This is a genomic window from Streptomyces sp. NPDC090741, from assembly GCF_044769045.1.
Classification (GTDB): domain Bacteria; phylum Actinomycetota; class Actinomycetes; order Streptomycetales; family Streptomycetaceae; genus Streptomyces.
In genome coordinates this window covers 664,991-684,634 of record NZ_JBIVXF010000001.1, presented here as the reverse complement: position 1 = coordinate 684,634, position 19,644 = coordinate 664,991, and the positions used below count along the sequence as shown (strand labels likewise).

Here is a 19,644-nt window from a genome sequence, read left to right as displayed (position 1 = left end):
GCGGCCGCGCGCTGGCCCGGGTCCTGGATCAGGGCCAGCCGCTGCTCGGCCTCCCCGGGCCGCTCCGCGGCGAGGGCCGCCTCGATCCGGGCGCCGGGCGCCCGCCGGGCGCCGGGCGCCCGCCGAGGTGGTACCCGGCGATCTGGGACGCCTGTTCGGGGGCCACCTTGATCAGTTCCTCCGCCAGTGCGCGCAGCGGACCCTCCCGCCGGGAGCCGGGCACCGTGAACAGCGCCTGCTGCGCGTCGGTCAGCAGCCGCCGGGCCCGCGCCGGGGCGTGCGGGGCGGTGCTCCGGGCCAGCGCCGTCAGCAGCCGGGCCACCCGGGCCCCGTCGCCCGCGCCGTCGGCCCACGCCGCGCGCTCGGCGTCGGCCAGCAGCCGGGCCGCGAGGTCCGCGTCCAAGCGGGCCGCGGCATCGGCGGCGATGGCCAGCGCCTCGACGCGGGCATCCGCGCCACCCGGCAGCTCCCGCAGCGCGTCCTCCGCCTCGACGAGCAGCCCCCGTACGAACTCCCGCACCCCCGAATCCACACCCCCGGCCGCCCCGGAGGCGGCCGCCACCCCGGCGGCCACCCCGGCGGCCACCCCGGCCTCCGACCCGGCCTCCGACCCGGACACCGGCGCCTGCTCGGCCCCGGCCTCGGACCCTGATCCGTGCACCTGTTCACCCCCGGCCCCCGGCCCCGATCCCGGCCCCGTCCCGGACGCCGGCCCCGTCTCGGACGCCGGCCCCGTCTCGGACGCCGGCCCCGTCTCGGACGCCGGCCCCGTCTCGGACGCCGGCCCCGTCTCGGACGCCGGTCCCGTCCCGGACACCGTCTCGGACGCCGGTCCCGTCCCGGACACCGTCTCGGACGCCGGCCCCGTCCCGGACACCGTCCCGGACACCGTCCCGGACGCCGGCCCCGTCCCGGACGCCGGCCCCTGGCCGGGCGGGGGGTACCCCGGGCTCGGGCCGTCTTCGTCCCCGTCCCCGTCCTCGCCCCCGCGAAGGCCGCGCAGCGCCCGGAGTACCTTGCCCACCGCCTCCGCCGACTCCGGCCGGTCCGCCGGGTCCTTCGCCAGCAGGGCCAGCACCAGCCGGTCCAGCTCCGCCGGAACCGGCGTGCCCGCCTCGCGCAGCGGGAGCGGCGCCTCCGTGACGTGCCGGTGCATCAGGACGTACGGTCCCTCGGTCTGCCCGAACGGCGGCGCCCCGCTCACCAGCGCGTACAGCACGCACCCCAGCGCGTACAGATCGCACCGCGCGCCCACCCGTTCGCCCCGCCACTGCTCCGGCGCCATGTACGCGGGGGTGCCGATGATCCGGCCCGTGACCGTCCAGCCCGCCGTCGCGTCCGCGGAGTGCGCGATGCCGAAGTCGCATATCTTGATCCGCAGGCCCGGCAGCAGGAAGAGGTTGCCCGGCTTCAGGTCCCGGTGGACCACGGCCTGTCCGTGCGCGACGGCCAGCGCCTCCGCCGTCTGCGCGGCCAGGTCCACCGCGAGGTCCACCGCCAGCGCACCCTCCCGCGCGAGCCTCGTGGCCAGGTCCTCGCCCGCCAGCAGCTCCATCACGATGAACAGCCGCCCGTCCTGCTGCCCCACGTCGTGCACCACGGTGATCCCGGGGTGCTGGAGCCGCGCCCCGATCGTGGCCTCGCGTCCGAACCGCGCGACCACCTCGTCGTTCGTGGCCGCCTCCAGCAGGACCTTGACCGCCACGGACCGGTCCAGCACCAGGTCGTGCCCGCGCCACACCTCGCCCATGCCGCCCTGGCCGAGCCGCTGCTCCAGCCGGTACCGGCCGGCCAGTTCGTCCCCCACCCGCACCGCAAAGCCCCCTGACATCACGTCATGCGACGTTTTCCCAGGGGGCATTGTGTCCTGTGAAGTGAACGGCCGGGGGTGCTACAGATCAGCGCGCCTGCGGATCTTGCTGCCCAGCCACACCAGCGGGTCGTACTTGCGGTCCACCGCCCGCTCCTTCAGCGGGATCAGCGCGTTGTCGGTGATCTTGATGCCCTCCGGGCAGACCTCCGTACAGCACTTGGTGATGTTGCAGTAGCCGAGCCCGTGCTCCTCCTGGGCCGTGCGCTTGCGGTCCAGGCCCGCCTCGGCCGCCGCGTCCAGCGGGTGCATGTCCAGCTCCGCCACCCGCATCAGGAATCGGGGACCGGCGAAGGCGGGCTTGTTCTCCTCGTGGTCGCGCACCACGTGGCAGGTGTCCTGGCACAGGAAGCACTCGATGCACTTCCTGAACTCCTGCGAGCGGTCCACATCCACCTGCTGCATCCGGTACGCGCCAGGAGCCACCCCCTGCGGCGGCACGAACGCCGGGACCTCGCGCGCCTTCTGATAGTTGAACGACACGTCCGTCACCAGGTCCCGGACCACCGGGAAGGCGCGCAGCGGCGTGACCGTGATCGTCTCGGACCGTTCGAAGGTGGACATGCGCGTCATGCACATCAGCCGCGGCCGGCCGTTGATCTCCGCACTGCACGAACCGCACTTGCCCGCCTTGCAGTTCCAGCGCACCGCGAGGTCCGAGGCCTGCGTGGCCTGCAGCCGGTGGACGATGTCCAGCACCACCTCGCCGTCGTGCACCTCGACGGTGAAGTCCCGCAGTTCCCCGCCCTCCGCGTCGCCCCGCCAGATCCGGAAGCTCGCGTCGTACGTACTCATCGGTACAGCTCCTCTTCGGCGAGGTACTTGACCAGCTCTTCCTTCTCGAAGAGCGCGAGCAGGTCGGGGCGGATGGGTTCGGTACGGGTCCGGACCAGGGAGATCCGGTCGGCGGCCGGGTCCTGCGGCGCCGGATCCACCGGACGGCACAGCAGGTTCACCGGGCGCCAGGCGCGCTCCATCGACGGGCAGTCCTCCCGGGTGTGCCCGCCGCGGCTCTCGGTCCGCTCCAGGGCCGCGCGGGCCACGCACTCGCTGACCAGCAGCATGTTCCGCAGGTCCAGGGAGAGGTGCCAGCCCGGGTTGAACTGCCGGTGCCCCTCGACACCGGCCCGGGCCGCCCGTACGCGCAGGCTCGACAGCCTCTCCAGGGCCTCGGCCATCTCGCCCTCCCGGCGGATGATCCCGACCAGGTCGTTCATGGTCGTCTGGAGCTCCTGGTGGAGCGTGTACGGGTTCTCCGCGCCGTCGGCGGCGTGGAACGGGGCCAGCGCCTCCGCCGCGGCCGCGTCGATCTCCGCCTGGGAGACCGCGGGCAGCGCTCCGGCGAGGCCGTCGGCGTACTGCGCCGCGTGCAGTCCGGCCCGCCGGCCGAACACCAGCAGGTCGGAGAGGGAGTTCCCGCCGAGCCGGTTCGAGCCGTGCATGCCGCCCGCGACCTCGCCGGCCGCGAACAGGCCGGGGACCCCGACGGTGGCGGCGGTGTCGGAGTCCACCGCGATCCCGCCCATCACGTAGTGGCAGGTCGGGCCGACCTCCATCGGCTCGGCGGTGATGTCCACGTCCGCCAACTCCTTGAACTGGTGGTACATGGAGGGAAGCCGCCGTTTGATCCGCTCGGCCGGCATCCGGGTGGACACGTCGAGGAACACCCCGCCGTGCGGGGAGCCGCGACCCGCCTTGACCTCGGAGTTGATGGCCCGGGCCACCTCGTCGCGGGGGAGCAGCTCGGGCGGGCGCCGGTTGTGGTCGGGGTCCTCGTACCAGCGGTCGCCCTCCTCCTCGGACTGCGCGTACTTCTCCTTGAAGACGTCCGGGATGTAGTCGAACATGAACCGCTTGCCCTCGCTGTTGCGCAGCACCCCGCCGTCGCCGCGCACCGACTCGGTCACGAGGATGCCCTTGACGGAGGGCGGCCAGACCATGCCGGTCGGGTGGAACTGCACGAACTCCATGTTGAGCAGGGGCGCCCCGGCGAGCAGGGCCAGCGCGTGGCCGTCGCCGGTGTACTCCCAGGAGTTGGACGTGGTCTTGAAGGACTTGCCGATCCCGCCCGTGGCCAGGACCACCGCCGGGGCCTCCAGGACGAAGAACCGGCCGGACTCGCGCTCGTAGCAGAAGGCCCCCGAGACCTTCTGCCCGTCCTTCAGGCTGCGATCTTTCAAGACCCGGGTGACCGTGCACTCCTGGAAGACCTTGAGCCGGGCCTCGTAGTCCCCGAACTCCTTGAAGTCCTCCTGCTGGAGCTGGACGATCTTCTGCTGGAGGGTGCGGATCAGCTCCAGGCCGGTCCGGTCGCCCACGTGCGCGAGGCGCGGGTACTCGTGGCCGCCGAAGTTGCGCTGGGAGATCTTCCCGTCCGGGGTGCGGTCGAAGAGCGCGCCCCAGGTCTCCAGCTCCCAGACCCGGTCGGGGGCCTCCTTCGCGTGGAGTTCCGCCATCCGCCACTGGTTGAGGAACTTCCCGCCGCGCATGGTGTCGCGGAAGTGCACCTGCCAGTTGTCGCCCTCGTTGACGTTGCCCATGGAGGCGGCGATCCCGCCCTCCGCCATCACCGTATGGGCCTTGCCGAACAGGGACTTGCAGATCACGGCCGTACGCTTGCCCCGCTCGCGCGCCTCGATCGCGGCCCGCAGCCCGGCGCCGCCCGCACCGACCACGACCACGTCCCACTGCTGCCGGTCGACTTGAGCCATCTCAGAAGAACCTCGGATCGGTGAAGGTGCCGCTGGCCAGCAGGTACACGTAGAAGTCGCACAGGGCGACGCTGATCAGGGAGGCCCACGCGAGCTGCATGTGGCGGGTGTTGAGCCTGCTGACCCAGCCCCACAGCCGGTAGCGCACCGGGTGCTTGGAGAAGTGGCGCAGGCGGCCGCCCATGATGTGCCGGCAGGAGTGGCACGAGAGGGTATAGGCCCAGATCAGCGCGATGTTGACGAGGAACAGCAGCGTCCCGAGGCCCATGTGGCCCCACTCGTAACGGTCGTTGCGGAACGTCAGCACCGTGTCGTACGTGAGGATGCCCGCGACCGGCAGCGCCGCGTAGAAGAAGTACCGGTGAATGTTCTGGAGGATCAGCGGGAAGCGCGTCTCGCCGGTGTACTTCGCGTGCGGCTCGGCGACGGCGCAGGCGGGCGGCGAGGCCCAGAAGCCGCGGTAGTACGCCTTGCGGTAGTAGTAGCAGGTCAGCCGGAAGCCGAGCGGGAAGACCAGGATCAGCAGGGCGGGGGACAGGCCCCACCAACTGCCGAACAGGTCCAGGTTCGGGCCGCCGCGCATCTCCTGGCAGTTCTCCGCGAGACACGGGGAGTAGAACGGGGACACGTACGGGGCCGCGTAGTAGTCGGCGTTCGCGAAGGCCCGCCAGGTCGAGTAGACGATGAAGGCGAGCAGCCCGGCCGCGGTGACGGCGGGGGCCAGCCACCACCGGTCGGTGCGCAGGTGCCGGGCGGGGATCGCGGCCCGGGAGGCGTCGTGGACGCCGCTCAGCTGCCGGGGTGGTTCCGTGCCTGTGGCCAAAGGGGACTCCGGGTGGAGTGATGAGGGGTGACCCACGAGGCCCAGCCGCGGACGGCTGGGCCGGGTGGGGTGGTGGGGTGTGCGGGGGTGCGGGTGCGCTGGTGCGCGGGTGCGCCCGCCGGTTCAGGGTGCCCGGCGGTCGCGGGCGCCGAGACCCTCGTCGTCGGCGTCCTTCCACAGCGAGCTGTCGTACGGGGTGTCCGGGACCTGGACCATCCCCTCCTGCCGTGGGGCCCTCGGGGTGGCCGGAGACTGCCGGGCGATGTCCTGCTCCAGCCGTTCCACCGAGCGGACCAGCTCGTTCAGGTTGCGACGTACGGCGGTCAAATCGTCTTGCAGGGACATGACTTGCCCTCACTTCCGCTGGTTGCGGTGGCAACGCTCATGTGCGCCTGCGAGTGTCGCGCCTCCCGTCCCCGCTTGTGAAGGGACGTGCAGCGATTGCGGGCGCGCAGGCGCAATCTGTGCGCCCCTCCCTGCTCCCAGTTTGATCCCTCTTACGAGCGAACGCCCGTCCGCGGCGCAAGCCGGATTGGTCCGCACGGGTGGGGTTCGCGGCGTGGCGAGGGTCTGCTGCGAGAGGTGCGGCGAGCTGTGGATTTCAGTGTGTTGCGGCACCCAGTGTGATCAGCTCCATATACCGCCGAACGTGATCAAGCTGCCCCTTTCACGCCCCGTCCCGGAGGTACCACCCATGTCCCAGAGAAGGCGCAGGTCCTTGGCGCTCCTGACCTCGGGAGTCCTCGCACTGCCGCTGCTCGCGGGCTGCGGCTCTGGTGACGACGAGGGCGGCCCGGTGGCCGCCGGACAGGACATCGCGGCGACCGCCCGAGACAAGGTCGCCGACGGCGGCGTGCTGCGCTGGGCCGTGGACTCCCTCCCGGACACCCTGAACACCTTCCAGGCCGACGCGGACGCCACCACCACCCGGATCGCCGGGGCGGTGCTGCCGCAGCTGTTCGTCCTCGACGACAAGGGCCGGCCGGCCGCCAACCCGGACTACCTGGAGAAGGCCGAGGTCGTCGAGCGCGAGCCCAAGCAGGTCGTCCTGTACAAGCTGAACCAGCAGGCGGTGTGGAGCGACGGCCGCGAGATCGGCGCCGCCGACTTCGTGGCGCAGTGGCGGGCCCTGAACGGCAAGGACTCGGCGTACTGGACGGCCCGCAACGCCGGGTACGACCGGATCGAGAAGATCGAGCGCGGCAAGACCGACCTGGAGGTCAAGGTCACCTTCATCAAGCCGTACACCGACTGGCGCTCCCTGTTCTCCCCGCTCTACCCCAAGCAGGTCACCGGCACCCCGGACGCCTTCAACGAGGGCGCCCGCGGCACCATCAAGGTCACCGCCGGGCCGTTCAACCTCGGGGCCATCGACAAGAAGACGGGCACCGCCGCGCTGACCCGCAACGCCCGCTGGTGGGGCCGGCCGGCCAAGCTGGACTCGCTGGTCCTGACCGCGGTGCCCCGCGCCGAGCGCCCGGCGGCGCTGGCCGCAGGCAAGGTGGACCTGGCGGAGATCGACCGCGCGGGCGCCGACCGGATCGCGCAGGCCCACCGGGACGCGGCGCGCAGCCCGAGCCCGGGCGGGGCCCCGGCGCACGGGCCGGGTGCGGCGATGACCCCGGCGCAGGCCACGCTGTCCTGGGCGATCGCCTACGGCTCCGACGAGGGCAAGGCGGCCACGGAGCGCGAGACCCGGGCACAGAACGCCGAGGCGGCCAAGAATTACGCGGACGAGCAGTCGACCCTGCGCTCCTTCACGGTCCGCAAGTCCCTGGAGCCGGCCTACACGCAGCTCGCCATGAACGGGGCCTCCGGCCCGCTGGCCGACGAGCGGGTCCGGCGGGCGGTGGCCCGGGCCCTGGACCGCAAGGAATTGGCCGAGATCGTACTGAAGCCCCTGGGCCTCCCGGCGAAGCCGGTCGGCAGCCACGTGGCACTGGCCGGGCAGCGGGCGTACGCCGACAACAGCGACGCGCTCGGCGGCAAGGACCTCCAAGCGTCCCAGGCCCTGCTCGCGGACGCGGGCTGGCGCCGGGGCGGCAAGCTCACCGAGCCGGCGGGCACGAAGGCCGGTCCGGAGGGGGAGGATGGCCAGGACGACTCGAAGACCCCCTCGGGCCCGGGCACCGGCAACGACGGCCTCTACATCGTGGGCGAGACCGACGGACGCAACGGGGACAGCCTGGACCGGGGGATCCCGGTGGTGGAGTCCGCGATCAGGACGGGCGCGGAAACGTCTCCCCAGGGCAAGCGGGGCGAGCGGATCGACCCGTCGGGCCAGGAGGGCGAGGCCGCCGGCCCGGGCGCCGTGGACGACGACAAGCGGGGCCCCGCCCGCGACGGCGAGGCGCCCGATCCCGGCAAGGCCGCCAGCGCCTCCCCGGCGCCGGCCCCGGCCAAGCAGGTCCGTAACTCCGGAAACATGCTCGCCAAGGACGGCAAGGCCCTCAGCCTGCGCTTCGTCCTCCCGGCCGGCCCCGGCTCGGAGGCTCTGCGCACGGTCGGCGAGCGGATCGCCCAGATGCTCAAGAAGGTCGGTGTGAACACCGAGGTGACCAAGGTCGCCGACGAGAGCTTCTTCAAGGACCACATCGCCTCGGGCCAGTACGACCTGGCGCTCTACTCCTGGCCGGCCACGGCCTACCCGGCCACCGACGCCCGCCCGATCTTCGCCAAGCCGGAGCCGGCCGCCGACGGCTCGCTCCTCGTCGAACAGAACTACACCCGCGTCGGCACCGACCACATCGACCAGCTCTTCGACCAGGCCCTCGGCGAGCTGGACGAGGAGGCCTCGCGCGAGCTGATGCGCAAGGCGGACGCCCGGATCTGGGCCGCCGCCGGGTCCATCCCGCTCTACCAGCGCCCCGAGCTGGTGGCCGCCAAGCCGAGCCTGGCCAACGCCGGCGCCTTCGGCCTCGGCACCCCCCGCTTCCAGGACATCGGCTGGAAGAAGCCGCCGGCCGCCAAGGAAGACCTGAAGAAGAAGAAGTGACAAAACGGGGCCGGACAGGTTGAGCTTCGGCTCCCAAGCTCAGATGTGACTCAAGTCCCTTGCCCGCCGGTTCTCCGGCGGGCAAGGTCGTTCCATACCCGTTGACCCGCGGCAATACCCGCAGTACCCACGCCGGGAAACCCCCACCCCGTACCCGGCCCTCCTCAGCCTTCCGGCCTCTTGACAGACCCCCCGGCGGGCGGTTCCCGCCACGCGACGTACGATGGGGTAAGGCCGTGGCAGGTTTTCCGCCCGGTCGAGGCGCGCGTGCCGGACCGTACGCGCCGCCATCCACGATCCCGGGAGAAGCGCCGAAGTGCCCACGCGCCACGACATCCGTAACGTCGCCATCGTCGCCCACGTCGACCATGGCAAGACGACCATCGTCGATGCCATGCTCAAGCAGGCCGGTGCCTTCGCCGCCCACCAGCACCTCGACGACCGCATGATGGACTCGAACGACCTGGAGCGTGAGAAGGGCATCACGATCCTCGCCAAGAACACGGCGGTGAAGTATCACCCCAAGGACGGCGGGGCCCCGATCACGATCAACATCATCGACACCCCCGGCCACGCCGACTTCGGTGGCGAGGTCGAGCGCGGTCTGTCGATGGTCGACGCCGTCGTTCTGCTGGTGGACGCCTCCGAGGGTCCGCTGCCCCAGACCCGCTTCGTCCTGCGCAAGGCCCTGCAGGCGAACATGCCGGTCATCCTCTGCATCAACAAGACGGACCGTCCGGACTCCCGGATCGACGAGGTCGTCAACGACACGTACGACCTCTTCCTGGACCTGGACGCCACCGAGGAGCAGATCGAGTTCCCGATCGTCTACGCCTGTGGCCGTGACGGCGTCGCCTCGCTGACCAAGCCCGAGGACGGCACCGTCCCCGCGGACAGCGACAGCCTGGAGCCGTTCTTCTCCACCATCCTGGAGCACGTCCCCGCCCCGGTGTACGACGAGGAGGCCCCCCTCCAGGCCCACGTCACCAACCTGGACGCCGACAACTTCCTCGGCCGCATCGCGCTGCTCCGCGTCGAGCAGGGCGAGCTGCGCAAGGGCCAGACCGTCACCTGGATCAAGCGTGACGGCACCCAGTCGAACGTGCGCATCACCGAGCTGATGATGACCGAGGCGCTCACCCGCAAGCCGGCCGAGGTGGCGGGCCCGGGTGACATCTGCGCGGTCGCCGGTATCCCCGACATCATGATCGGCGAGACCCTGGCCGACCCGGAGAACCCGATCGCGCTCCCGCTGATCTCGGTCGACGAGCCGGCGATCTCCATGACCATCGGTACGAACACCTCCCCGATGGTCGGCCGCGGCGGCAGCGGCAAGGGCGCGGAGGCCAAGTCCGCGGTCAAGGACCGCAAGGTCACCGCCCGCCAGGTCAAGGACCGTCTCGACCGCGAGCTCGTCGGCAACGTCTCGCTCCGCGTCCTCGACACCGAGCGCCCGGACGCCTGGGAGGTCCAGGGCCGCGGTGAGCTCGCGCTCGCCATCCTGGTCGAGCAGATGCGCCGCGAGGGCTTCGAGCTGACCATCGGCAAGCCGCAGGTCGTCACGCAGGAGATCGACGGCAAGGTGCACGAGCCGGTCGAGCGCATGACGGTCGACGTCCCCGAGGAGCACATGGGCGCGGTCACGCAGCTCATGGGCATCCGCAAGGGCCGCATGGACAACATGTCGAACCACGGCTCCGGCTGGGTCCGCATGGAGTTCGTCGTCCCGTCGCGCGGCCTCATCGGCTTCCGTACGGAGTTCCTGACCAACACCCGCGGTACGGGTATCGCCCACTCGATCCACGAGGGCCACGAGCCGTGGTTCGGCCAGCTGGTCACCCGCAACAACGGTTCGCTGGTCGCCGACCGCTCCGGTTCGGTCACGCCGTTCGCGATGATCAACCTGCAGGAGCGCGGTGTCCTGTTCACCGACCCCGGCACCGAGGTGTACGAGGGCATGATCGTCGGCGAGAACTCGCGCGCCGACGACATGGACGTGAACATCACCAAGGAGAAGAAGCTCACCAACATGCGTGCGGCTTCCGCGGACAACACCGAGAACGTGGTGCCGCCGCGCAAGCTCTCCCTGGAGCAGTCCCTGGAGTTCTGCCGCGACGACGAGTGCGTCGAGGTGACCCCGGAGGCCGTCCGCATCCGCAAGGTCGTCCTGGACCAGAAGGAGCGCTCGCGCACCGCGTCGCGCGCCAAGTCCGCGAAGTAACGGCAAGTCGGCCCGGCCGGGCCGCCGTTCCGTCGGCAACCCCTTCACCACGGTTTCGTGGGGGAGGGGTTGTTGCCGTTTGTCAACCGGATTATTGCGTTCCAGTGTCCGCGGTGTCCGTATACCGACCGTGACACTCCGGAAGATGAACTAACAGTCCGTTTCGCACGTGTCTGTCTCCTATCCGTTTGTCCGGATTTCGGGTTTTCGCCATGCGGTGATGTTGTGAAAACGAGACCAGTTAAGTGTGGTTTACGGTCAGGCCGTCCCTGAGGATGGCTCCATTGAGCTCGGGTCAATGGGTCACACGCTGTGGGGAGCGTCGACTCACGAGCACACTCGGGGCACTGTTCAACTCGCCGTCAGGGGTGTCGGCGAAACGTTCATGTGTCCCGCACATCAAACAGTGGACTCATGAGGAGGAAACCCATGCGCGGTGCCAAGAGCGCCAAGTGGGTAGCGGGCGCGATTGTTGTCGCCCTGGCTGCGACCGCCTGCGGTGGCAACGACAAGAGCGGCGCCGCCGGCAAGGGTGAGGTTGACCCGAACGGCATCTACTCCGTCGAGGTGGGCGAGCCCGAGAAGCTCCTCCAGCCGGCCGACACGATGGAGTCCAACGGCTCGATCGTCATGTCCGGGCTGTTCTCGCAGCTCGTCGACTACGACGCCGACGGCAAGCTCGTCATGGTGAACGCCGAGTCGGTGGACTCCAAGGACAGCAAGCTCTGGACCGTCAAGCTCAAGCCGGGCTGGACCTTCCACGACGGCACCAAGGTGACCGCCGACTCGTACGTCAAGGCCTGGAACTGGGCCGCGAACATCAACAACAAGCAGGGCAACGCGTCCTGGTTCGCGGACATCAAGGGCTACGAGGCGCTCCACCCCGAGGCCGAGGGCGCCAAGCCCACCGCCGAGGCGCTGGAGGGTCTGAAGGTCGTCGACGAGAACACCTTCACCATCGAGCTCGCCAACGCCGTTCCGTACTTCGCGTACAAGCTCGGCTACGAGGTCTTCTCCCCGCTGCCCGAGTCCTTCTACAAGGACCCGAAGGCCGCCGGTGAGAAGCCGGTCGGCAACGGCCCGTACAAGTTCAAGTCGTGGGAGCACAAGAAGCAGATCGAGCTCACGCGCTTCGACGACTACAAGGGCGAGAACAAGGCGAAGAACGGTGGTGTGATTCTCAAGAACTACTCCACCCTCGAGACCGCCTACGAGGACCTGAAGTCGGGCAACGTCGACGTCCTGCGTCAGATCGGCCCGAAGGACCTCCCGGTCTACCGCAACGACCTCGGCGCCCGCGCCGTGGACCAGGCGTACTCGGCGATCCAGACGCTGGCCATCGCCTTCTACGCCGACCAGTGGAAGACCCCGAAGCCGGTCGACCCGAAGGTCCTGCAGGGCCTGTCGATGGCGATCGACCGTGACACCATCACCAAGACGGTGCTCCAGGGCACCCGCGAGCCGGCCACGGGCTGGGTCGCCAAGGGCGTCCTCGGCTACACGCCGAACGCCACCGGTGACATCACCAAGTTCAACCCGGCCAAGGCCAAGGAGCTCATCACCGCCGGTGGTGGCGTTCCGAACAACGAGATCTCCATCCAGTTCAACTCGGACGGCGGTCACAAGGAATGGGTCGACGCTGTCTGCAACAGCATCACCCAGGCCACCGGCGTCAAGTGCACCGGCGACGCCAAGCCGGACTTCCAGGCCGACCTCCAGGCCCGTAAGACCAAGCAGGTCAAGTCGATCTACCGCTCCGGCTGGGTCCTCGACTACCCGGTGAACGCCAACTTCATCAGCGACCTGTTCCGTACGGGCGCGGGCGGCAACCAGGGTGGCTTCTCGAACCCCGACCTGGACGCCAAGATCGCCGCGGCGGACACCGCCCCGTCGCTCGACGAGTCGGTGAAGGCGTACCAGCAGGTCGAGAAGGACCTGGTGAACTACATGCCGTCGATCCCGCTCTGGTACTACAAGGTCAACGCGGGCTTCTCGGAGAAGGTCCAGAACGTGAAGTACGCCCAGGACGGCGACCCGATCCTCGAAGGCGTCGAGGTCAAGAAGTAAGTCCCACAGCGTAATTCCGCTCTACGGATGTGGGCCGGCGGGGAGCCGGCCCACATCCGGGCCTAAATGCAGAGCCCGGGGGGCCCTTTCGCGACGCAGTGACGGTTCCGTCACGTGCGTGCGTGGCGAAAGGGCCCGTCCGGCTGCCTCTGCCGCATCTTCTACGGAGGCATGATGGGGCGCTACGTCGCACGACGACTGCTCCAGATGATTCCGGTCTTCTTCGGGACGACCGCGCTCATCTTCTTTATGGTCTACAGCCTGCCCGGCGACCCCGTGGCCGGACTCTTCGGTGACAAGGGTGCAGACCCCGCCACTCTGGCCGCACTCCGGCACGAGCACGGGTTGGACCTGCCGGTGTGGCACCAGTACTACAACTACATCACCGGCATCCTCTTCCACTTCGACTTCGGACAGCAGATCCGCAGTGGACGTGAGATCACGGATGTCATCGGCTCCGCTTTCCCGGTCACGCTCCGACTGGCCTTCCTGGCCTTCGCCATCGAGATCGTCCTGGGCCTGGCCCTCGGGATCGTCGCCGGCCTCAAGGCCGGCAAGCTGGTCGACAACCTGGTCCTGATCGTCACCCTGCTGATCATCTCGATGCCGGTCTTCGTGCTCGGCTTCATCGTCAAGTCGGTGTTCGCCTTCCAGCTCGGCTGGATCGACCCCAACGTCAGCAACAAGGAGACGTGGGCCGAACTCATCGCGCCGTCCATCGTGCTGGGCTCGCTGTCGCTGGCCTACGTGGCCCGGCTGACGCGCACTTCGATGGCCGAGAACCTGCGCGCGGACTACGTGCGTACCGCCGTTGCCAAGGGTCTTCCCAAGCGTCGTGTCATCGGTGTGCACCTGATGCGCAACTCGATGATCCCGGTCGTGACCTTCCTGGGTACCGACATCGGTGCCCTCATGGGCGGCGCCGTCGTCACCGAGGGCATCTTCAACGTCAAGGGCGTCGGTGGTCTGATCTACGACTCGGTCATCCGCCGCGAGGGCCTGACCGTGGTCGGTGTCGTCACCGTCCTGGTCGTCGTCTACCTCATAGCCAGCCTGCTCGTCGACCTCCTCTACGCGGTCATGGACCCGAGGATCCGGTATGCCTGACATGACCAAGACCGAAGCCGTTTCGACCGAGGGCGCCCTGGCACCCGTCGACGCGATCGCGCCCGTCACCCACGAGAAGGCGCGCAGCCTTTGGGGCGACGCGTGGGCCGACCTGCGTCGCAACCCGTACTTCGTCGTCTCCGCAGCGCTGATCCTCGTACTCCTGGTGATCGCGGTCTTCCCGGGCTGGTTCACCAGCGCCGACCCCACCACGGGCGACCTGGTCCACCACTTCCTCGGCAAGCCGGAACTCTCCAAGGTCGGTACGCCCGACTGGCTCGGGTACGACGGCCAGGGCCGCAGCGTCTACGCGCGCCTCGTCTACGGCACCCGTGCCTCGCTCATCGTCGCCACCTGCGTGACCGCGATCGTCACCCTCGTCGGCGGCGTCACGGGCATGATCGCCGGCTACTTCGGCGGCCTGACGGACACGCTCATCTCCGGGATCACCAACATCTTCTTCGGTATCCCGTTCCTGCTCGGCTCGATGGTCGTCCTTCAGGCCTTCACCAAGCGCACGGTGTGGACGGTCGTCTTCGCCCTGGCCTTCCTGGGCTGGACGCAGATCACCCGCGTCATGCGCGGTTCGGTCATCACCGTGAAGCAGGCCGACTACGTGCACGCCGCGAAGGCACTGGGCGCCAGCACCACCCGGATCCTGCTGCGGCACATCCTTCCCAACGCCATGGCACCCGTGATCGTGGTGTCCACGATCGCGCTCGGCGGCTACATCGCGGCCGAGGCCACCCTGTCCTACCTGGGTCTGGGTCTCGCGGCCCCGACCATCTCGTGGGGTGTGGACATCTCCGCCGGTGCCGCACAGATCCGAGTGGCGCAGCACATCCTGCTGTACCCCTCGATCATGCTGAGCATCACCGTCCTCGCCTTCATCATGCTCGGCGAAGCGGTCCGCAACGCCCTCGACCCCAAGCTGCGCTGAGGAGGGCGTACATGATCACCATGGACAACACCAGCACTGTTCCCTCCCCGCGTGACGGGAACCAGCAGAGTCCGCTCCTCGAAGTGCGCGACCTGCACGTCGAGTTCCACACCCGTGACGGCGTGGCCAAGGCCGTCAACGGCGTCAACTACAGCGTGAGCGCCGGCGAGACCCTCGCCGTCCTCGGCGAGTCCGGCTCGGGCAAGTCCGTGACGGCGCAGGCCATCATGGGCATCCTCGACATGCCTCCCGGCAAGATCCCGCAGGGCGAGATCTTCTTCCGCGGCCAGGACATGCTCAAGATGAGCTTCGAGGAGCGGCGCAAGCTGCGCGGCCGGAAGATCGCCATGATCTTCCAGGACGCTCTCTCCTCGCTGAACCCGGTGCTCACCGTCGGCTACCAGCTGGGCGAGATGTTCCGCGTCCACCAGGGCCTGTCGAAGAAGCAAGCCCGCCTCAAGGCCATCGAGCTGATGGACAAGGTCAAGATCCCGGCGGCGAAGGAGCGTGTGGACGACTACCCGCACCACTTCTCCGGCGGTATGCGCCAGCGCATCATGATCGCCATGGCGATCGCGCTGGAGCCGGACCTGATCATCGCCGACGAGCCGACCACGGCCCTCGACGTGACCGTCCAGGCCCAGGTCATGGACCTGCTCGCGGAGCTCCAGCGCGAGCTCAACATGGGCCTGATCCTGATCACCCACGACCTCGGCGTCGTCGCCGACGTCGCGGACAAGATCGCGGTCATGTACGCCGGCCGGATCGTCGAGACGGCCCCGGTGCACGAGATCTACAAGCGCCCGGCGCACCCGTACACCCGCGGTCTGCTGGACTCGATCCCGCGCCTGGACCAGAAGGGCCAGGACCTCTTCGCGATCAAGGGCCTGCCGCCCAACCTCCTGCGGCTGCCGACCGGCTGCTCGTTCAACCCGCGCTGCACCGTCGCGCAGGACATCTGCCGTACCGACGTGCCCCTGCTCCAGGTGGTCAGCGAGCAGGACGGCTCCGAGCTGCCCGGCCGCGCCAGCGCCTGCCACTTCTGGAAGGAGCAGCTCCATGGCTGAGCTCACCAAGAACGCCCCCGCGCGCGAGCCGATCCTCCAGGTCCGCAACCTGGTCAAGCACTTCCCGCTGACCCAGGGCATCCTGTTCAAGAAGCAGGTCGGCGCGGTCAAGGCCGTCGACGGCGTCAGCTTCGACCTGTACCAGGGCGAGACGCTGGGCATCGTCGGCGAGTCCGGCTGTGGCAAGTCCACCGTCGCCAAGCTGCTGATGAACCTGGAGCGGGCGACCGCGGGCGAGGTCTTCTACAAGGGCCAGGACATCACCAAGCTGTCCGGGCGCGCGCTGAAGGCCGTCCGCCGCAACATCCAGATGGTGTTCCAGGACCCGTACACCTCGCTGAACCCGCGCATGACGGTCGGCGACATCATCGGGGAGACCTTCGAGATCCACCCCGAGGTGGCTCCCAAGGGCGACCGGCGCCGCAAGGTCCAGGAGCTCCTGGACGTCGTGGGCCTCAACCCGGAGTACATCAACCGGTACCCGCACCAGTTCTCCGGCGGTCAGCGCCAGCGCATCGGTATCGCCCGCGGCCTCGCGCTCAACCCGGAGATCATCATCTGCGACGAGCCGGTCTCCGCGCTCGACGTGTCGGTGCAGGCGCAGGTCATCAACCTGATGGAGAAGCTGCAGGAGGAGTTCAACCTCTCCTACATCTTCATCGCGCACGACCTCTCGATCGTCCGGCACATCTCGGACCGCGTGGGCGTCATGTACCTGGGCAAGCTCGCCGAGATCGGCACCGACGCCCAGATCTACGAGCACCCGACGCACCCGTACACCCAGGCGCTGCTGTCGGCCGTCCCGGTCCCGGACCCGGAGGCGCGCGAGGGCCGCGAGCGGATCATCCTCACCGGTGACGTCCCCTCGCCGGCCAACCCGCCGTCGGGCTGCCGCTTCCGCACCCGCTGCTGGAAGGCCGAGGAGCGCTGCTCCACGGAGGAGCCGCTGCTGGCGATCCCGACGCGTTTCCAGGGCGTGAACGCCCTGGCCGCGCACGAGTCGGCGTGCCACTTCGCGGAGGAGAAGGCCGTCCTGGCCATCTGATCCCGCCGGAAAACGGTACGGGGCCCAGCCGATCCCGGCTGGGCCCCGTACCGTTTTCCCGCACCACCGAACGTGACTCCCGAGGAGGCAACCACCCATGCGCACAGCGAGCGCCCAGTGGATCGTCGGTTCCGTCGTCGTGGCGATGGCCGCCACGGCGTGCGGCCCCGGCGAGGACGCGAAGACCGGCAAGGCCGGCGGGCACATCACCGTGGTCCTCGGTGAGCCGCAGCACGGGCTGGTGGGGCAGGAGACCGCCGAGACCGAGGGCGCCGAAGTCCTCCACGCGCTGTTCACGGGCCTGGTCGCGTACGACACCAAGACCAACGAGCCCAAGCTGGCCATCGCCGAGTCCGTCGACACCACGGACTCGAAGACCTGGACGATCAGGATCAAGGACGGGTACACCTTCCACAACGGCGAGAAGGTCGACGCACAGTCCTTCGTCCGGGCCTGGAACTGGGGTGCCAACCAGGATCACACCGCCGAGTCGATGGGCTTCTTCTCGAAGATCGAGGGCTCGCAGGAGCTGGCCCCGGGCAAGGGCAAGGTGCCCACCGCCAAGGAGCTCAAGGGCCTGCGGGTCATCGACGACAGGACCTTCACCGTCACCCTGAAGGCGCCGTTCTCGCAGTTCAGGACCATGCTGGGGTACGACGCCTTCTACCCGCTGCCCAAGGCGTTCGAGGCCGACCCGAAGGGGTTCGGCGAGTCCCCGATCGGAAACGGCCCGTTCCGCATGGACGGCACGTGGGAGCACCACAAGCAGATCAAGGTCAAGAAGTACGACAAGTACCCGGCCGAGGGCCGCGCCAAGCTCGACGCCGTGACCTTCAAGATCTACGACAACCTGGACACCGCCTACAACGACCTGCACAAGAACGCCCTTCAGATCACCGACAAGCTGCCGGTCTCCGCGCTCGCCACCGTCTCCGAGGAGTTCGGCGACCGCTACATCTACAAGCCGGAAGCCTCCGTCGGCTACCTCGGCTTCCCGCTGGAGGCCAACCCCGAGGCCTTCGGCAAGGCCGAGATCCGCAGGGCGATCTCCATGGCCATCGACCGGGAGGCCATCTCCAAGAAGATCTTCCAGGGCACCCGCAAACCGGCCGACGACTTCATCAGCCCGATCGTCCCCGGCTACCGCAGGGGCGCCCTGGGCGAGGCCGGTACGTACAACCCGACCAAGGCGAAGGCGCTGTTCCAGCAGGCCGGCGGCATACCGGGCAACAAGCTGGAGCTCGGCTACAACGACGACGGCGGCCACAAGGAGTGGATCGAGGCCGTCGCCGCGCAGCTGAAGGCGAACCTGGGCATCGAGGTCACCGCCAAGCCGTACCAGAGCTCCGCCGCCCTGATCGACGACGTGAAGTCGCAGAAGTTCAAGGGCGCCTTCCGCATGGGCTGGGCCATGGACTACCCGGCGGCGGAGAACTACCTGCGCCCGGTCTTCTCCAAGGAGGCCATCGCGAACGGCTCCAACTTCGGGCGCTACGGCAACGACGAGTTCGAGGCCGTCCTCGCCGCCGCCGACCGCGCGACCGACCCGGCCGAGAGCCTGAAGCTCTACCAGCAGGCCGACGACATCGTCATCAGGGACCTCCCGTACATCCCGGTCTTCACCTACATGTCGGCCGTGGCCTACTCCAAGACCGTGAAGAACGTCGGGGTCGACGCGCAGGGCCGCATGGACTTGGCGCACGTCGAGCTCAACTGACACCCCGCCGGGGGACGCGCCGAAAGGGAGTTGCGGGGGCGCCTCCGGCGGGCGGACAGTGGGCGGGTGACCGCGACACCGTACGGCCGCCGGAGCCGGAGCACGCTGACCGTACGGCCCGCCGGGCCCGGGGACGCGTCCGACATCTGCGCCCTGCTCAACGCCGTCGACCTCATCGAGATCGGCAGACCGGAGAGCGACCTCGCCGCCGTCAAGGCCGACCTCAACCACCCCGACATCGACCTCGCCAAGGACTCCTGGCTGGCCTTCGAGGGGGGCCGGCTCGTGTCCTACGCCCAGGTGTGGGCCGACTCCGGGCCCGGCAGGGTCGACTCCGAGCACTACGTGCTGCCCGGCCGCCGGGAAGCCGCCGTCCGGCTGCTGGAGCTGATGGAGATCCGGGCCCGCGAGCTCACCGCCGGGACGGGGGACGCCGTCATGAGGCTCCAGGTCAACGTGAAGCCCGTCCTCGACGCCGACGTGCTGCCCGGCCGCGGCTACCGGTCCGTTCGCCACCACCAGGTGATGACCCGGGCCCTGTCCCCGGCCGCCGACCTGCCGCCCGCCTGTCCAGGGGGGCTCCTTCTGCGCGACTGCGCCGCCGACGAGGCCGACCGCCGCCGGGTCCACGCCCTCGTCGAGGAGACCTTCTCCGCCCACTTCGGCCATGTGCACCGCCCGTACGAGGCGTGGCTGGACCACCTCGACGCCTGCAGCCTCGACTGGTCGCTGGTCTGGATCGCGAGCCTGCCCGGCGTCGGCGACGCGGGCGTCCTGCTGACCCGCGACGACCGCACCAGCATGGGCTGGCTCAGCCACCTCGGCGTCCGAGCCGACCTGCGCGGCCGGGGCATCGGCGGCTTCCTGCTGCGCCACGGCTTCGCCGCCTACGCGGCCCGCGGCCGGGACACGGTAGGCCTCGGCGTGGACACCCGCAACGCAACCGGCGCGCTCGCGCTGTACGAGGCGCACGGCATGACCCTGCACTACGCGGTGGACACCTGGGAGCTGAGTTTGCACTCGCGCGGGTGACAGGCGCGGGACGCGAGGGTGCAATCGGTCCAACCAGGAGCTTTCCGGC

14 protein-coding genes are annotated in these 19,644 nt (G+C 69.4%); 9 read left to right on the top strand and 5 right to left on the bottom strand.

The window, feature by feature from the left end:
* Positions 1 to 28: 28 nt before the first annotated feature.
* The 5 genes from ACIQU4_RS03130 to ACIQU4_RS03110 all read right to left on the bottom strand — a co-directional run bounded on the left by ACIQU4_RS03130 (position 29) and on the right by ACIQU4_RS03110 (position 5,749).
* Positions 29 to 1,831, bottom strand: a complete 1,803-nt coding sequence (locus ACIQU4_RS03130) for a serine/threonine-protein kinase (protein ID WP_403725055.1) — start codon at positions 1,829 to 1,831, stop codon at positions 29 to 31.
* Positions 1,832 to 1,891: 60 nt separating this feature from the next.
* Entirely contained in the window at positions 1,892 to 2,665 is a 774-nt protein-coding gene (locus ACIQU4_RS03125) for a succinate dehydrogenase/fumarate reductase iron-sulfur subunit (RefSeq protein WP_403725052.1), read from the bottom strand.
* Positions 2,662 to 4,581 carry a fumarate reductase/succinate dehydrogenase flavoprotein subunit gene (locus tag ACIQU4_RS03120; protein WP_403725050.1) on the bottom strand — a complete coding sequence of 640 codons (1,920 nt, stop codon included), beginning with the start codon at positions 4,579 to 4,581 and terminating at the stop codon, positions 2,662 to 2,664. Before ACIQU4_RS03120 ends, ACIQU4_RS03125 begins: the two co-directional genes overlap by 4 nt.
* 1 nt (position 4,582) lies before the next feature.
* Positions 4,583 to 5,404 (bottom strand): hypothetical protein, encoded by an 822-nt coding sequence (locus ACIQU4_RS03115; RefSeq protein WP_403725047.1) that lies wholly within the window; start codon positions 5,402 to 5,404, stop codon positions 4,583 to 4,585.
* Between the two features lie 123 nt (positions 5,405 to 5,527).
* Positions 5,528 to 5,749 carry a hypothetical protein gene (locus ACIQU4_RS03110; protein WP_403725044.1) on the bottom strand — a complete coding sequence of 74 codons (222 nt, stop codon included), beginning with the start codon at positions 5,747 to 5,749 and terminating at the stop codon, positions 5,528 to 5,530.
* A 349-nt stretch (positions 5,750 to 6,098) separates the two neighbouring features.
* Here ACIQU4_RS03110 and ACIQU4_RS03105 point away from each other — a divergent pair, with 349 nt between their 5' ends.
* The 9 genes from ACIQU4_RS03105 (at position 6,099) to ACIQU4_RS03065 (ending at position 19,595) form a co-directional block, all read left to right on the top strand.
* Positions 6,099 to 8,399, top strand: a complete 2,301-nt coding sequence (locus ACIQU4_RS03105; protein WP_403725041.1) for an ABC transporter family substrate-binding protein — start codon at positions 6,099 to 6,101, stop codon at positions 8,397 to 8,399.
* Between the two features lie 316 nt (positions 8,400 to 8,715).
* On the top strand, positions 8,716 to 10,620 hold the full coding sequence (gene typA / locus ACIQU4_RS03100; RefSeq protein ID WP_403725039.1) for a translational GTPase TypA: 1,905 nt from the start codon (positions 8,716 to 8,718) through the stop codon (positions 10,618 to 10,620).
* 429 nt (positions 10,621 to 11,049) lie between these two features.
* Positions 11,050 to 12,687 (top strand): ABC transporter substrate-binding protein, encoded by a 1,638-nt coding sequence (locus ACIQU4_RS03095; RefSeq protein ID WP_403725036.1) that lies wholly within the window; start codon positions 11,050 to 11,052, stop codon positions 12,685 to 12,687.
* Between the two features lie 174 nt (positions 12,688 to 12,861).
* The gene (locus tag ACIQU4_RS03090) at positions 12,862 to 13,794 is read left to right on the top strand and encodes an ABC transporter permease (RefSeq protein WP_403725962.1); all 933 of its coding nucleotides are present in this window, start codon (positions 12,862 to 12,864) and stop codon (positions 13,792 to 13,794) included.
* Positions 13,787 to 14,734, top strand: a complete 948-nt coding sequence (locus tag ACIQU4_RS03085; protein WP_403725033.1) for an ABC transporter permease — start codon at positions 13,787 to 13,789, stop codon at positions 14,732 to 14,734. The genes ACIQU4_RS03090 and ACIQU4_RS03085 overlap by 8 nt, the downstream gene beginning before the upstream one ends.
* An 11-nt stretch (positions 14,735 to 14,745) precedes the next feature.
* The gene (locus ACIQU4_RS03080; protein ID WP_403725031.1) at positions 14,746 to 15,801 is read left to right on the top strand and encodes an ABC transporter ATP-binding protein; all 1,056 of its coding nucleotides are present in this window, start codon (positions 14,746 to 14,748) and stop codon (positions 15,799 to 15,801) included.
* Positions 15,794 to 16,846, top strand: coding sequence for an ABC transporter ATP-binding protein (locus ACIQU4_RS03075; protein WP_403725028.1), 1,053 nt, complete (start codon positions 15,794 to 15,796; stop codon positions 16,844 to 16,846). The genes ACIQU4_RS03080 and ACIQU4_RS03075 overlap by 8 nt, the downstream gene beginning before the upstream one ends.
* Positions 16,847 to 16,943: 97 nt before the next feature.
* On the top strand, positions 16,944 to 18,563 hold the full coding sequence (locus tag ACIQU4_RS03070; RefSeq protein WP_403725025.1) for an ABC transporter substrate-binding protein: 1,620 nt from the start codon (positions 16,944 to 16,946) through the stop codon (positions 18,561 to 18,563).
* Positions 18,564 to 18,629: 66 nt separating this feature from the next.
* Positions 18,630 to 19,595: a GNAT family N-acetyltransferase gene (locus tag ACIQU4_RS03065; protein WP_403725023.1), complete on the top strand. Its 966-nt coding sequence runs from the start codon at positions 18,630 to 18,632 to the stop codon at positions 19,593 to 19,595.
* Positions 19,596 to 19,644: the final 49 nt, after the last annotated feature.